The organism is Bacillus sp. DHT2 (assembly GCF_026241455.1).
GTDB classification, from domain to species: domain Bacteria; phylum Bacillota; class Bacilli; order Bacillales; family Bacillaceae_G; genus Bacillus_A; species Bacillus_A pseudomycoides.
In genome coordinates this window covers 192,249-208,084 of record NZ_JAPHWH010000004.1, presented here as the reverse complement: position 1 = coordinate 208,084, position 15,836 = coordinate 192,249, and the positions used below count along the sequence as shown (strand labels likewise).

At 36.8% G+C, this 15,836-nt stretch carries 16 protein-coding genes; 1 reads left to right on the top strand and 15 read right to left on the bottom strand.

The window, feature by feature from the left end:
* Positions 1-112 precede the first annotated feature (112 nt).
* The 14 genes from aspB to ORL93_RS12250 all read right to left on the bottom strand — a co-directional run bounded on the left by aspB (position 113) and on the right by ORL93_RS12250 (position 13,567).
* Complete coding sequence (gene aspB / locus ORL93_RS12315; RefSeq protein WP_003206480.1) at positions 113-1,300, bottom strand: aspartate transaminase AspB; 1,188 nt, start codon at positions 1,298-1,300, stop codon at positions 113-115.
* An 18-nt stretch (positions 1,301-1,318) separates the two neighbouring features.
* Positions 1,319-1,795: a cell wall elongation regulator TseB-like domain-containing protein gene (locus tag ORL93_RS12310; protein ID WP_040119343.1), complete on the bottom strand. Its 477-nt coding sequence runs from the start codon at positions 1,793-1,795 to the stop codon at positions 1,319-1,321.
* A 7-nt stretch (positions 1,796-1,802) separates the two neighbouring features.
* The gene (locus tag ORL93_RS12305; protein ID WP_000412180.1) at positions 1,803-1,973 is read right to left on the bottom strand and encodes a YpmA family protein; all 171 of its coding nucleotides are present in this window, start codon (positions 1,971-1,973) and stop codon (positions 1,803-1,805) included.
* 412 nt (positions 1,974-2,385) lie between these two features.
* Positions 2,386-5,178 (bottom strand): ATP-dependent DNA helicase DinG, encoded by a 2,793-nt coding sequence (gene dinG, locus ORL93_RS12300; RefSeq protein ID WP_265959086.1) that lies wholly within the window; start codon positions 5,176-5,178, stop codon positions 2,386-2,388.
* Between the two features lie 369 nt (positions 5,179-5,547).
* Positions 5,548-5,931, bottom strand: coding sequence for an aspartate 1-decarboxylase (gene panD, locus ORL93_RS12295; RefSeq protein ID WP_006094314.1), 384 nt, complete (start codon positions 5,929-5,931; stop codon positions 5,548-5,550).
* A gap of 13 nt (positions 5,932-5,944) precedes the next feature.
* Positions 5,945-6,793: a pantoate--beta-alanine ligase gene (gene panC, locus ORL93_RS12290; RefSeq protein ID WP_265959085.1), complete on the bottom strand. Its 849-nt coding sequence runs from the start codon at positions 6,791-6,793 to the stop codon at positions 5,945-5,947.
* Complete coding sequence (gene panB, locus ORL93_RS12285; protein WP_265959084.1) at positions 6,793-7,629, bottom strand: 3-methyl-2-oxobutanoate hydroxymethyltransferase; 837 nt, start codon at positions 7,627-7,629, stop codon at positions 6,793-6,795. Before panB ends, panC begins: the two co-directional genes overlap by 1 nt.
* 383 nt (positions 7,630-8,012) lie before the next feature.
* Positions 8,013-8,993 carry a biotin--[acetyl-CoA-carboxylase] ligase gene (locus ORL93_RS12280; protein ID WP_033796006.1) on the bottom strand — a complete coding sequence of 327 codons (981 nt, stop codon included), beginning with the start codon at positions 8,991-8,993 and terminating at the stop codon, positions 8,013-8,015.
* Entirely contained in the window at positions 8,978-10,171 is a 1,194-nt protein-coding gene (locus tag ORL93_RS12275; RefSeq protein WP_018780976.1) for a CCA tRNA nucleotidyltransferase, read from the bottom strand. The genes ORL93_RS12280 and ORL93_RS12275 overlap by 16 nt, the downstream gene beginning before the upstream one ends.
* The gene (gene bshA / locus ORL93_RS12270; RefSeq protein ID WP_018764288.1) at positions 10,158-11,303 is read right to left on the bottom strand and encodes an N-acetyl-alpha-D-glucosaminyl L-malate synthase BshA; all 1,146 of its coding nucleotides are present in this window, start codon (positions 11,301-11,303) and stop codon (positions 10,158-10,160) included. The genes ORL93_RS12275 and bshA overlap by 14 nt, the downstream gene beginning before the upstream one ends.
* Positions 11,300-12,004 (bottom strand): bacillithiol biosynthesis deacetylase BshB1, encoded by a 705-nt coding sequence (gene bshB1, locus ORL93_RS12265; protein ID WP_026008439.1) that lies wholly within the window; start codon positions 12,002-12,004, stop codon positions 11,300-11,302. The genes bshA and bshB1 overlap by 4 nt, the downstream gene beginning before the upstream one ends.
* 11 nt (positions 12,005-12,015) lie before the next feature.
* Positions 12,016-12,411, bottom strand: coding sequence for a methylglyoxal synthase (gene mgsA, locus ORL93_RS12260; RefSeq protein WP_006094308.1), 396 nt, complete (start codon positions 12,409-12,411; stop codon positions 12,016-12,018).
* Positions 12,412-12,425: 14 nt separating this feature from the next.
* Positions 12,426-13,226, bottom strand: coding sequence for a 4-hydroxy-tetrahydrodipicolinate reductase (gene dapB / locus ORL93_RS12255; protein WP_006094307.1), 801 nt, complete (start codon positions 13,224-13,226; stop codon positions 12,426-12,428).
* Positions 13,226-13,567 carry a nucleotide pyrophosphohydrolase gene (locus tag ORL93_RS12250; RefSeq protein ID WP_044880798.1) on the bottom strand — a complete coding sequence of 114 codons (342 nt, stop codon included), beginning with the start codon at positions 13,565-13,567 and terminating at the stop codon, positions 13,226-13,228. Before ORL93_RS12250 ends, dapB begins: the two co-directional genes overlap by 1 nt.
* 504 nt (positions 13,568-14,071) lie before the next feature.
* On the opposite strand from ORL93_RS12250, the gene ORL93_RS12245 reads away from it, so the two are divergent.
* Positions 14,072-14,953: a YitT family protein gene (locus ORL93_RS12245; RefSeq protein ID WP_018780978.1), complete on the top strand. Its 882-nt coding sequence runs from the start codon at positions 14,072-14,074 to the stop codon at positions 14,951-14,953.
* Between the two features lie 105 nt (positions 14,954-15,058).
* Here ORL93_RS12245 and ORL93_RS12240 read toward each other — a convergent pair whose 3' ends face one another.
* Positions 15,059-15,697 carry a uracil-DNA glycosylase gene (locus ORL93_RS12240; protein ID WP_018780979.1) on the bottom strand — a complete coding sequence of 213 codons (639 nt, stop codon included), beginning with the start codon at positions 15,695-15,697 and terminating at the stop codon, positions 15,059-15,061.
* Positions 15,698-15,836: the final 139 nt, after the last annotated feature.

Genomic DNA, 15,836 nt, shown 5'->3' with positions numbered 1-15,836 from the left:
CTGTTATAATTTTCTTTTACCACAATTCGTCAAAAAACCTCCCTATAGATAGGGAGGTCGTCTTCATTTGTTCAAAGTAACTTATGTGGTAAAAATGAAAGTAATTAGCCTTTTAAGCCTGTACTTTACTTCTCATAAACGTATTAATTCGCTCTAACGCTTTCTCTAATTGTTCAAGAGATGTCGCATAGGATAAACGAACATTGTTTGGTGCACCGAACCCTGTTCCTGGAACAAGAGCTACTTTCTCTTCTTCTAACAATGCTTTTGCCCACTCATCAACGGTTTCATATCCAGCTAACGCTACAGCCTCTTTTACGTTCGGGAATAAATAAAATGCACCTTGTGGTTTAATACAAGTGAAACCAGGAATTTGAATTAATTTATCATAAATAATGTTTAATCGTTCTTCGAATGCTTGACGCATCATTTCCACAGGCTCTTGCGACCCAGCATACGCAGCAATTGCGCCGTATTGAGCGATTGAAGTAGGGTTTGACGTACTATGACTTGCTAAGTTCGTCATCGCTTTAATAAGCTGCTTATTTCCTGCTGCATAGCCAATACGCCATCCTGTCATGGAATGCGATTTAGATACACCATTAATAATAAGTGTTTGTTCTTTTAATGCATTAGAAAGCTGGGCAATTGAAGTATATTCCACGCCGCCATAAACCAATTTCTCATAAATCTCATCAGAAACAATTAAAATGTCGTGCTCTAAACATACTTCTCCAAGCTGCTGTAATTCTTCTTTGCTGTAAATCATCCCTGTCGGATTGCTCGGTGAATTTATAATAACAGCTTTCGTCTTCTCTGTAATTGCCTCACGTAGCTGCTCTGGCTTAATTTTGTACTGATTGTCTTCTAGTCCTTCTACATAAACTGGCTTACCACCAGCAAGCTTTACTTGTTCTGGATAACTTACCCAATAAGGAGTCGGAATGATAACTTCGTCCCCTTCGTCAAGTAGCACTTGAAATAGTGTATAAAGTGCATGTTTTGCTCCATTACATACGATAATCTCAGTTGGATCATACGCTAATCCTTGATCACGAGTAAATTTCTTCGCAATTTCTTGTTTTAATGTTGCTAATCCACCAGTTGGTGTATATTTCGTATGTCCTTCTAACATTGCTTTATGTGCAGCATCCATAATATGCTCTGGCGTATTAAAATCAGGTTCTCCTGCTCCTAATCCAATTACATCATGGCCTTCAGCTTTCAATGCTTGTGCCTTTGCTGTAATTTCTAAAGTTGAAGACGGTGTTAAAGCAGCTACTCGCTTTGCTAATTTCATTTGTGGTTCCCCCTGCATCTATTTTTCAATGCTGTAATATCCAGCATATTTCCCATCTTGAAATTCTAGATAATAATACGTATAACGACCTTCTTGATCAATATATGTAATTTCCCACAACGGAACATCGTTTTCAGCACCTAATTTTGCCTTTACCAATTCTTTGGGCTTGCGTTCCCCAGCCACAATTTGTAAAGCTTTCTTTTCAGAAATGCCCTCGTTCTTTTTACGTACTAGAACATTCCCTTTTTTCTCAGGTACCCAAACAATGATTTGTTCTCCTTTTTCATCTACACCTTGTACGACTGCATATGAAGATTTTCCGTTATAATAATCAACCGTTTTTACTTTCGTAAGCTTTGCTTTTTCTTTTGCAATTTCTATAACTTTTGACTCTTTCGGAATTTTCTTTTCCATTGTCGCATTATAAACATGCACCCCATATAATCCAATGGCAACGATAACGATAATGATGGCAAAGATCCACTTCTTCATTGCATCACTACGTTCTGTATATCGTAAATACTGCTGTTTCTTTTTCGTTTTCGTCTAATGCCAATCCGAACATGAGGTCCTGCTCTTTTAAAGTGCGATTCAAACTATCAACAATTTTATATAAGTCAGACGAATATTTAATACGCGTCGTTGATAGCACTTCGATTTTCTTCTCCATGAAAACTCCTCCGTTACACAAAAATTTCTAATTATAGAAGAACGCAATACGGTTACAATAAGAGTACATTCTTTACAACCCCTGCTTCATCACCCATCTATTATAGCAGGACATGTTCAGCAAAAAAAGGTTTCAAATTGAAAACCGAAACATTTGTATACAAGAAGTAAGAAAAAATAAATTTCCTCCTACCCACATTTCATGCCTGAAGTACGTCGTACTTCAGGCATATTTTTTCACTTACTGTTATTCCTTTAGCTATTTACCGATAGTAATTCCACCTACCTCAAAGTTATCTAAAAAATAACAAAAATGAGGTAGGATATACTACCCGTCAAAAAACGATTGGCGAAGACCAAGAATCAGTAAGAAATGAAGGAACCTCAGTGATTACAGTTTCACTTTATCCGCTTTATTCTTCTAAGTGATCTAACAGTTCTTCTAACGACCCTTCATAAAGAGGAACATTTGGAATAGATTGCATAAATCTTTTTCCGTAGAAAGAGTTGGTTAAACGACGATCTAAAACAAACACCGTTCCAGTATCCGTCATTGTACGAATTAATCGTCCAAACCCTTGTTTAAAACGAAGAATTGCTTGCGGAAGTGCCAGTTTCGTAAATACGTCGTCTCCTTTATTTTTCAACCATTCACTTTTGGCTTCCATCATTGGCTGATGAGGCGGTGTAAATGGTAACCGAACAATAACAAGATAGCTTAATGCATCTCCAGGAATATCAATCCCTTCCCAAAAACTACTTGTTCCTAACAAAATTGCTTTGTCGAACTCTTGAAATTTCCGAACTAAACGACTTCGGCTACGATTATGAACACTTTGTGTTAGTAATACAAAGTCTTCTAATTCATCCGCTTGTTTTAAATTTGTATATGTTTCCTTTAGCATTTCATAGGATGTAAACAAAACGAGCATTCTTCCATTTGTCGCTTTAGCAATCTTCATAATATGATGTGATACTTCTCTTATATACACATCCTCGCTTACTTGCTTAATAAGAGGAACATCAGTAGAAACCATTAGCTTTACTTGTTCCTCATAATGAAACGGCGATGGAACTGTTAATGTGTCTGGTGCAAAGTCATATAATCCAAGTTGTTCCTGTATATAATCGAATGTATTATTAACAGTTAAAGTCGCCGAAGTAAAAATAACGCTTCGCTTTTTTGTTAAGAACTCATCCGCAAACCTTTCTCCTATATGGACAGGTTGTGCATATAACACAGTGGAATGAATTGTACCTTTCGTTTCCGTTTCCATCCATGTCACATACTCTGTTTTTTCTAATATAAGCAGCTGCAATGAGTCGACCATTTTACGCAATAATTCAATTAAATGCATAAACTCGCCTGTAACAACATGCATCTCCCATTCGATTTTACTTTGTAATAAGTCCCCTTGTTGCTCTAGCGCAGTAAGTATTTTTCTCAATTCATATACGAAGCGATTTGTTAACTCAGCTATACTTCTCCATAGCTTTCCATCCTCTTGGTCCGCGTTATATCGATAAATAAGCGGCATATTATTTGCCCCTTGTTCTTGCTTTGTTTGCTGAAATATAAATGTACGTAACATTTGAAATAATTCATCAGCATCGAATTTAATTTCCTTTAACCTATGACTCACCATTCGAAAAGCTGAGCGTGACGAATGATGAGATTTTTTCATCAATTCATATACCTTTGATAGCACATCGTCCGTCTCTAACGTACCAAAGCGTGATAAGATTAATTGAAAGTACATGCATGAAAACTGCTCTCCAAGTGTCCTAGTCGCTGTTTCTTCGATGTGATGAGCTTCATCAAAAATAATATGTTCACAAGATGCCAAAAGTGGATCTTCACTAACAAAATCTTGAAATAGTAAAGCGTGATTTGTAATAACAATATCTGCAAATAACGCTTTATTTTTTGCTCGTTGATAAAAGCAGCGACTAAACCAGTTGCTTTGCATGCCGCCCGGACTGTACGTATCACTACAAATGCGATCCCACAGTAACTTCCCGCCTTCTGGAATATTAAGCTCGTCACGATCACCAGTCTCCGTTTGCAATAACCATACTAATACTTTTGCTTTCGTAAGCGCAGCATCATAGTTTTTCTCTTCTTCTTGCAATGCATATTCAAATTTATGTAAGCAAAGATAATGTTTTCTTCCTTTTAAAAGAGCCACTTCGAATGGAAATGGTAATATACTTTCCAATAAAGGAATTTCATTTTCAATCATTTGTTGTTGCAGTTGTACCGTTTGCGTACTAATAACAACTGGCTCTTCTCTTCTCTTTGCAAAATAAATACTTGGAAGTAAATAAGCAAGTGTCTTCCCTGTACCTGTTCCTGCTTCAATTAATGAAAAACGAGAATCTCTTAATGCTGTATATATTTCCTTCATCATTCGCTGCTGACTTTCTCTTTGTTCAAAATTTGGCATCTTTAGCTCAAGTTGTCCCATTGACTTGTGTAAAAAAGCATCAAACTTAGATAAACAATCATCACCGATTTCTAATGAATAATTTCGTTTTCGAAGCGCAATATTTCGATATACTTCATATTCCTTTGCATCTTCTGTACCAAGCATCACTTTATTTAAAATATTTTCTGAAATGATATTCGCTATATCACTTTGGAATACATCGCTTAGTTCATATAAAGATTGTAATGTGACAAGCGGTAGTTTTTCTAATTGATTTAGAAATTGTAAAAATAATTCCGCTGTCACAAGAGCATCACTATCCGCACGATGCGGTTGATCATGTTCCAATTCATGTTTTTTTGCTAAATCACGCAATTTATAGCTATCAGCTGTCGGCAATAAAATTTGTGCCAATTCAACCGTATCAATTTTTGGACAGTTTACTTCTCCATATCCAGCCTGTTTTAATTCTTCCTTCAAAAAATTCCAATCAAAGTGAACGTTATGTGCAACAAAATAAGCACCCTGTAATAGTTCGGCTACCATCGGCGCTACATCGCAAAATAGCGGGGCTTGTTTCACGAGATTTTCATCAATCCCTGTTAATTCTGTAATAAATGGAGGAATCTCTCTCTTCGGGTTAACAAAAGACGAAAAGATTTCCAATATCTCTCCATCTTCTACTACAACAGCTGCAATTTGTGTAATTCTGTCCTTCCCATCTTTCCAGGAGTTCCCTGTCGTCTCTAAATCGACAACGACATAACGCTTACTCATATGTAACACCTCAATTTCTTACCCTTTCAAACAACAAAAATTCATATATTGTTACTATACCACGTTTTATATCATCTTAATGAAAAGATGGACAAAAAATAGAAGAGCCTGGTGTTGAAAAAAGGACTCTTTCTATTCATTCGAGTATATAGTTTCAAAAAAATCTTTAATCTTCTTTATTAATGAATAATTTTTCCGAACCGTTTTTTTACGTGTATTTACATAAAGTAAGCTTCCATCTGCGGGATTTTACATGCTATTATCCTCACTCACCTATTTGCGCGCCTCTCTGAATCTTGAGGTAGATGTCTTACTGCCGTGATAGCAAGATAAAATGAAAAGCTACCTCATATGAGATAGCTTTTCATTTTATAAAATCGTACCTGCTTTTTCAGCACCTAACATTTCAACAATTTGATTGTTATCATCTAACACCGCAATTTTTGGTACTTGTTTATCTACATCTTCTGTCGCTACGAGACCGTAACAAATAATAATAACTTTATCTTCAGGTTGTACAAGTCTTGCAGCTGCACCATTTAAACAAACAACACCGCTGCCACGTTCTCCTTTAATTACATACGTCTCTAAGCGAGCTCCATTGTTATTATTTACAATTTGTACTTTTTCATTTTCTACAATCTCCACTGCGTCCATTAAATCTTCATCAATTGTAATACTACCTACATAATTTAAATTTGCTTCTGTTACAGTCGCGCGATGTAACTTCGCTCTCATCATTGTGCGAAACATAGATGACTCCCCCTTATTCAACCGTTAATGTAATATTGTCAATTAAACGTACATTATCAAACTTCACTGCAATTGCAAGAATAATACGCCCACCAATTGTTTCAACTTCCGTCAAAGTTGGGTACGCATATAGATCTGCATAATCGACGATACCTTGTGTATTTTCCTCAATATATTCTTTCACAAGACATGTAATGATTTGTGGATTACGCTCTCCAGCTTCAATTCGTTTTTTCGCTATACATAAGCTTTGATATAAATGTGGTGCTTCCTCACGTTCTTTTTCTGATAAATATACATTACGAGAACTTCTTGCTAATCCGTCCTCTTCCCTAACGATATCAACAGGTACAATTGTGATTGGAATATTGAAATCACGTACAAATCCTTGGATAACAGCGACTTGCTGTGCATCTTTCATACCGAAGTAGGCACGCTTTGGCATTGTAATATTAAATAGTTTCATCAATACAGTCGCAACACCTGCAAAATGAATCGGTCTTTGCTTACCACATAATACGTCTGTACGCTTTATAACTGCAACCTTTGTTGTCTGTTCTGCAGGATACATTTCTTCTACGCTCGGATAAAATAAATAATCCACCCCGGCTTCTTTTGCTACTTTCTCATCTCTCTCGATATCCCGAGGATAGCGATCTAAATCTTCATTTGGTCCAAATTGTAATGGGTTTACAAATACGCTTAAAATAACAACTTCATTTTCTTCCCTTGCTTGACGTAATAAAGTTGCATGCCCTTCGTGTAAATATCCCATCGTTGGAACAAAACCGCTATCTTTACCACTTGCACGAATTTCACTAGCAATTTGCTGCATCTCTTGCACTGTTGTTACAATTTTCATCACTGTTTCCCTCCGTATAATGCTACACATTCTTCCTCTTTCATTGTGAATGAATGTTGTTCTTCCGGAAATTGTCCTGCTTTTACTTCAGCAACATATTGCGCAATTCCGCGTACAATTTCTTCTTGAACTGATGTATATTGTTTCACAAATTTCGGAACACGCTCCACTCCATACGAAATGAGATCATGATAAACAAGTACTTGACCATCTACTTTACTACCTGCACCAATACCTATTGTAGGAATCGTCAGCTGCTGTGATATAAGCTCTGCTAGTTGCATTGGTACGCATTCTAAAACGATTGCCATTGCACCAGCCTCTTCACATTTCTTAGCATCTTCTAACAATTTCTTTGCACTTTCAGCATCTTTTCCTTGCACTTTATAGCCACCTAATACCCCTACAGATTGAGGTGTTAAACCAAGATGAGATACAACAGGAATTCCTGCATTCGTTAAGAAGCGAATGATTGATACTACCTCATCCGCTCCTTCTACCTTCACTGCATGTGCTCCGCTCTCTTGCACGATGCGGCGCGCATTATGCATCGTTTCTTGCAAAGATACATGGTAAGACATAAACGGCATATCCGTTACAATAAAAGTTTCCTTTGCTCCGCGGCGCACTGCTTTCGTATGATGAATCATATCATCTACCGTTACTGGAATGGTAGAATCGTATCCAAGTACAACCATTCCAAGGGAATCCCCTACTAAAATCATATCAACTTCAGCTTCTTCTGAGAGCTTTGCAGATGGATAATCATACGCAGTAAGCATCGTAATCGGCTCACCGTTCTCTTTCATTTTTAAAAAATCTGTTGTCGTTTTCAAAAACTACTCCTCCTTTATTCAGGAGAGAGGAGATGGCCGAAATCATATAAAAAACCCATCTGACCAAAAAAGGGCAGATGGGTTGTGTTAGTCGGCAAAATTCATCCCTCTGTCCCAGTCCGTTGTTGGATCAAGGCAGAATCCAAATTATTTTTCTTCATTGCTTGAAATAATGGTGCAGTTCACTCAGATACTGCCCATATTCGAACTAATTATAGCAAACTAAGAAATAAAATTGCTACATTTTTTTGAAAAAATAATTTTCTATTCCTATTACAATATGTGAAATTTCAAGAATAGCAACGAATATAACAGTAAACAATTCTATTCTTACTGTCATCCAATGTACAAATAAAAAGAAGCTCCCAAGCAGGAACTTCTCTCTACTTAATTTCTATATCAGCAGAATGAATATGATGAAGTTGACCTTTATCATCTTCTAACATAAGTACACCATCCGCTGTAATTCCTTTTGCTACACCTGTAATCGTATCTTTCATCGTTCGGGCCGTAATTTCTTTTCCAATACTTATTGCATAACTTTCCCAAAGTAGTTTAATAACCGAAAAACCATTTTTTACATATTCTTGATATAACTTTTCCATTTGTAAAAAGATCTGTTGCATAAGCTCTGCTCGCACAATTGGTTTTCCTGATTCAATTGCTAAAGATGTTGCAATTTCTTTAATCTCATCTGCAAAATGTTCTTGCCCTTGATTTGCATTAATTCCAATTCCCATAATAACAGCATTAATCTTATCTGGGTCAGCCTGCATCTCTGTTAAAATACCGACAGCTTTTTTTCCTTCAATTAAAATATCATTGGGCCATTTAATTCCCACATTCACACTTGTACATTTCTCAATTGCTTGTGCTACACTAACTGCTGCTAATAAAGTAAGCTGAGGAGCATGATGAACGGGAATAGCTGGACGTAAAATAATACTCATCCAAATCCCTGTCCCTTTTGGTGAGTGCCATTTTCTACTCAAACGGCCGCGTCCTGCTGTTTGCTCTTCCGCAACGACAATTGTTCCCTCCGCCGCCCCTTCATAAGCAAGTTTTGCTGCAATATGCTGCGTAGACTCTACAGATTCTTTAAAATAAACAGTTCTCCCTATAAATTCTGTCTGTAAGCCTAATTGAATTTCATTCGCTGTTACTTTATCTGGCTTACTAGCAATCCGATATCCTAGACGGCGCACAGCTTCTAGTTCATATCCTTCGCTCCGAAGATCCTCCATATGTTTCCAAACAGCTGTTCTTGAGCAGCCAAGCTTGTCACTGATTGTTTGACCAGATACAAACTCGCCATCTGCTGCAGAAAAAATCTGCAGCAATTGTTTTCTTATAGTAGATTGCATCCTTGTAGCCACTCCCTTATTTTCTCTTTCTCATTTTCTAATCGTTCTTGTAAAATTTCTTCTTCGATTCTTTGCAACACTTCTGCCACCCATGGTCCTGGCGTTTTTTCTGTCCAACCTAACAAATCATTACCGCTTACTTTCATTTCCTGACGATTATGAATGGATAATGAATCAAATAATGACTGTACCTGATTTACAGAAAATATATCATATTTTTTTATAATAGCTTGATATACTCTTTCCGTCATTAAAGCAGTATGCAAACCTGTCTTGTATAGAAAAACTGCATCCCAAGACTTTGTTTTTCTAGAGCGGATTGCTAATATAACAGCTACAATATCTTTTATTTTTTTGTTTGAAAATTTCCATTGACGTAAGAAAACTGATGGATGTTCTTCACCAATACAATATAAGAAAAATGCCCACGCCTCGATATCGGTTTCAAAAAAATCCCAGTTATATTGCATAGCTTTTAAAATTCTTTCTTCTGACATTTGTAAATATGGTAAGTGCGTAACTAGTTTCGTCTCTACTAGTTGTTGAAGCCCATTTACACAATATTTACCCGTCAACAGCTTTTCAAACTCAACTGTAATTCTTTCAATCGCTATATGTTCCAGTAAATGTCCATACTCCTCAATCGCACGTTTCGTTTGTTCCTCTAAAAAGAATCCTAAAGTACTAACAAAGCGAATACCCCGCATCATACGTAGTGCATCTTCTTGAAAGCGATCCGCAGCATTCCCTACTGTTGCAATTTCTTGTTTACGAATTGCCTCTTGCCCCGCAAACAAATCAATGATGTTTCCTTCTTCATTCATCGCAATCGCATTCATAGTAAAATCTCGTCGTTTTAAATCTTCTTCTAATGAACGAACAAACTGAACACTACTTGGTCTGCGAAAATCTTCATAATCACTCTCCGTTCGAAATGTTGTCACTTCATACGGAATACCTTCTTGAACAACAATAACCGTACCATGTTCAAGCCCAACAGGGACATGTCTTGGGAATAAATGCATCACTTCTTCTGGAAGAGCTGATGTTGCGATATCAATATCACCAATTGGTCTATTGATAATAAAATCACGCACACTTCCCCCAACAAAATATGCTTCATGCCCATGTTGTTTCAATGTCTCAATAATTGCTCCAGCTTGTTTAAATCGTTTCATTTTTGTCATCCCTTAGTATGTCATAATAAATTGCCTCATATTGTGAAACAATATTTTCTGAACGAAATTGCTCATATACAGCTTCCATGGCACGCTGTGCCATATTTTGATGGAGATCGTCGTTTTTAAGCAATTGTATCGCTTGCTTAGCTATACCTTTGATATCTCCAACTTCACATATATATCCCGTTTCACCATGTTGAATAACTTCTGGAATACCTCCAACACGCGTACCAATACATGGCACACCACACGCCATTGCTTCTAGTAAAACGAGGCCAAAGCTTTCTTTTTCTGATAAAAGCAACATTAAATCGCTCATTGCAAGAAGCTCAGCAACATTATCCTGTTTTCCTAAAAACAAAACATGTTCTTCAATATGTAAGCTTTTCACCAACTGTAAAATTGTACAAAATTCTGGCCCATCACCAACAAGTAATAATTTCGCTGCCACTTCTTTTACAATTTTAGCAAATGACTGGACAACATCTTGTGCACGCTTGACCTTGCGAAAATTCGAAATATGAATTAATACCTTTTCATCTTCACGTATGCCATACTCTTTTTTTAGTTGGGACATATCTCTCTTAAAATAGACACGCTCATCAATAAAATTATATACAGTTTGAATTTCTTTATTTGGCTTTACAAGCTCATGTGTTTCTTGAATTAACGAGTGAGATACAGCTGTAACAACATCAGATTGCTCAATACCAAACCGTATTAAATTATTTAGAGAAGGATCTGAACCAAGTACAGTAATATCAGTTCCATGTAACGTCGTAACGATTTTAATATCGTCTCCAATCATTTGCTTTGCTAAGTATGCACAAATTGCATGTGGTATTGCATAGTGTACATGTAAAACATCCAAGTTTTCTCTCTGTGCAACCTCTGCCATTTTACTTGCTAATGCTAAATCGTAAGGTGGATATTGAAAGACAGAATATTGATTTACCGTTACTTCATGAAAATAAATGTTTGGATATACTTTATTTAATCGGAATGGAACTCCAGAGGTAATGAAGTGAATTTCATGACCTCGTTCAGCCAATTGTTTTCCTAATTCAGTTCCTACAACCCCAGAACCACCAACAGAAGGATAACATGTTATACCTATTTTCAATTTCATTTACATCCCCCTATTAAATCAGCATGTAATAAAACTGGCTTTTTACTCATAAATCCTTCAGCATACATAACTCCAACTTCTTTTCCAAACATTTTCTCACGAGCGATTACTGTTTCGACATAACCTTCTGTTAAAGGTGTCTTCACACCATCACTTCCTGCTGTAAATTGGCTTTCATAGGCTTCTAACGCGGCTATCTTTTCAGAAAGATGTTCGCTAATATCAATGCAGAAATTCGGTTTATGAAAACCATTAATCATATAATAATAAAAAGATTGTACGCGATGTGGTGACATTTCTGGCATATATTTACGAACACCTGCTGAAAACACAGCTTCTTCCACAAGTCTCGCACAATTCGCATGGTCTGGGTGACGATCTTCATAGTATGGTGCAAAAATAAGCGTTGGCTTATATGTCCGAATAATTTTTACGATTTCTCTTATATATTCTTCTTTCATATACAGACCGCGGTCTGGCATTGCTAAATTGATTCGCTCTGTCACTCCCATGATACGAGCGGCTGCTTGTGCTTCTTCTTTTCTTAGTTCAACCGTCCCATTTGAGGATAAATCGGCTTCTGTCAAATCACAAATGCCAACTTCATATCCTTGTTTTGTATATTTGGCAATAGTGCCAGCCATGCCGATTTCAACATCATCGGCATGGGCACCAAACGCTAATATATGTAATCCTCTCATAATTTGTTCCCTCATTTTCGTAACTTTCGGTAGTCTAAATCTCCTCGCTCTAATGCATGCATTAACATCTCAGCACTTGCCATATTCGTTGCAAGCGGAATCGCATACACATCACATAAACGAAGCAATGCATTTACATCTGGCTCATGTGGTTGTGCTGTTAGCGGGTCCCGAAAGAAAATCACCATGTCTAAATCGTTTTTTGCAATCATTGCACCAATTTCTTGATCGCCGCCAAGAGGACCAGATTGATATCTTGTGACTGTAAGTCCTGTCGCTTCCATAATGCGAAGGCCTGTTGTTCCCGTAGCAAAAAGTTCATGTTGTTCAAAAATTGGTTTATATGCGTATGCAAACGAAACTATATCATCTTTCTTTTTGTCATGTGCAATTAAGGCAATCTTCATCCGTCTCCCCCCCTTTAATCGATGATCTTCTCTAATCCATATACAAGATGGTCAAGATTCATTACTGTTTCAATAGCTAATTTTACTCCAGACATAAATGATGCTCTGTTGAATGAATCATGACGAACTGTTAACATTTGTCCGTCTCCGCCAAACAATACTTCTTGATGCGCAATAAGCCCTGGTAAACGCACGCTATGAATATGAATACCATCTACATTTGCACCACGTGCTCCTTTTAATTGTTCTGTTTCATTTGGATGACCTTGTTGTTTTGGTTCACGATTTTGACGAATTAAATCTACCGTTTTTACAGCTGTACCTGATGGTGCATCTAATTTTTGATCATGATGTAGTTCAATCACTTCAACATCTTGGAAATATTTCGCTGCCATTTGAGAAAACTTCATCATAAGTATTGCACCAATTGCAAAGTTTGGAGCAATAATAGTACCTACCTGTTTTTCTTTCGCAGTGTCTGTTAAATGCTGAAGTTCTTCTTCTGTAAACCCTGTCGTACCAATAACGGAACGAAGACCATGTTCAACAGCGAGTGTAACATGTTCTTTGCCGACTTCTGGTGTCGTTAAATCTAGCAATACATCCGCTTCTACTTCATTTAAACAAGTATGTAAATCCGCATAGATTGGTGCATGTAATGTAGGCATTCCAGGAAGATTTGAAATCATTTCACCACCATGCTTATAATCAACTGCTGCTACTAATTGAAAATGTGGTGTTCTTTCCATTAGAAGTACCGCTTCGTGTCCCATACGTCCTCTTGGTCCAGCAATAATCACTTTAATATCTTTCATTATTCTTTCTCTCCCTCTTCAATACGTGTCCAGCGATCTTTATCACGTGTATTAAATTTATCCATTACAATGTTATGTGCTGTTTCTAAATCAATATGTAAGCTATTTGCCATGCAGATCATAACAAATAATACATCTCCAAGTTCTTCTTCAATTGTTCGTTCTTTTTCAGTCGTTTTCTTCGGCTTCTCACCGTAATAGTGGTTCACTTCCCTTGCAAGTTCACCCATTTCTTCTGTCAAACGAGCCATCATTGCAAGCGGACTGAAATAACCTTCTTTAAATTGACTAATATATGCATCTACTTCTTTCTGCATATCTTTCATCGTTTTTTGTTCCATGTTGTTCACCTCTAATCCTTCCTCTTTCATGTTAGCCAATTCATGGCGATTTGACAAATATTATTCCTCTTTCGTCCCTATTTGCCACGTATTTTTGGATAGACTATAATAAAGTGAAACTTTCTTTTGCAAATGTTCTTCTTGTAAAAGATTAGTTGAACCAATCGGGCTCTTACGGTTGGTTAGTCTTTTCTTCTCGCCTTACTCCTTACCAACCGTTAGTGCGGGGTAAAGTGAAACTTTCTTTTGCAAATGTTCTTCTTGTAAAAGGTTAGTTGAACCAATCGGGCTCTTACGGTTGGTTAGTCTTTTCTTCTCGCCTTACTCCTTACCAACCGTTAGTGCGGGGTAAAGTGAAACTTTCTTTTGCAAATGTTCTTCTTGTAAAAGGTTACCTCTTACCAATTACAATCATACAAATGACTTACTATTCTTATCGTTTTTCTTCGTCATTAGCTATTTCAACGGAGCGAAGTAACAATTACATATTAGGGGGCTTGCTACATGAAAACCAACTTAAAGATTCGAAACATTATATTTATTTTGATTGGTTCCGCTATCTTCTCTTTTGGCATCGTAAATATTAATATTGAAAATCACTTAGCAGAAGGTGGCTTTACAGGAATTACGTTATTGCTTTATTTTCTCTTTTCGCTTGATCCATCTTATACAAACTTAATCTTAAACATCCCTCTCTTTTTTGTCGGTTGGAAATTACTCGGCCGAGCAACTTTCTTATACACATTAATCGGAACATTTAGCGTCTCCTTATTTCTATGGATTTTTCAGCGCTACGAATCATTAAATTTACATTTAAATTTGCAAAATGATATGACATTAGCAGCCCTGTTCGCTGGAGCATTTATTGGGATTGGTCTCGGAATTATATTCAAATACGGTGGAACAACGGGTGGCGTCGATATTATTGCTCGATTAGCTCATAAATATGTTGGCTGGAGCATGGGAAAAACAATGTTTATGTTTGACGCTGTTGTCATTGTCATCTCCATTCTTACATATCTATCTTATCGCGAGGGCATGTATACGTTAGTTGCGGTCTTTATCGGAGCAAAAGTCATTGACTTTATGCAAGAAGGAGCATATGCAGCAAAAGGAGCAACCATTATTTCAGATAAAAACGACGAAATTGCTGCCAAGATTTTATCCGAGATGGAGCGCGGGGCAACCTTTTTAAAAGCAGTTGGCTCTTATACAAAGATTGAGCGAAACGTACTTTATTGTGTTGTGGCAAAAAATGAAATCGTAAAACTAAAGAATATTATTACTTCAGTAGATCCTCATGCATTTGTTGCAGTAAGTGATGTACATGATGTAGTTGGTGAAGGCTTTACATTAGACGAAAATAAAAATCCATTACATAATTAAACATGCTAGATCTCTAACATTACTACACTTTCCAAATACACAACTTAAAAAGCTATCGAACCCGATATCTTTTTAAGTTGTAAACCCCTATAAAGAAAACTTCTACTATATATACTTCCCTAATTTTTCTAAATCCTCATAAATCAAATCCAACAAGCCTCTATTATAAAAAATTGATGCTGGATGAAATGTCGGAAAAATATTATATATCTTCTCGGTCCATATAAAATCTGTACTTTGATTATTTTTTAGTCTTCGTACTGGCTGCTGCAATAATTGTCCATGAACATCAGTAATTTTTTTATCTGGTCCCACTAAACGCTTTAATGCAATATTTCCAAGTGTGACAATAACCGGTGCTTGCACGTGCTCCATCTCATAATCTAACAAAGGAGCATGTATAAGTATTTCTCCCTGATTTGGAGTTCGATTATATTTCTTCTGAGCAACTTGCCCGCTCCGCTCTCTTTTCTCTCTCCATATATAAGGCCGGCTACGTACAGTGCTCGTAATATATACTTCTTCCCTTGTAAGGCCGATACGTTCTAAAAATCCCATTAACTCCTTACCTGCTCTTCCACTAAACGGAATGCCATTATGAATTTCTGTTTCTCCTGGCGCTTCTCCAACAAGCATTAGTTTCGGCTTTTCAGGACCTTGTCCACATAAAAAACCTTCTAATGGATAGGGAGCACTAAGTTTTTTCACATGCAGTACTAATGAATCTGGATATTGCATTTCCATCACCTTCACTCATAATCACTTTACCTATGCTTCTTACTATTATAACTTGCTCTTTAAATTTCATTATGCTACTTGTTATCAATTTACAATAATAAACAAATTATAAAACAAAATTCATCGCTTCTCTCTGAAACTTAAG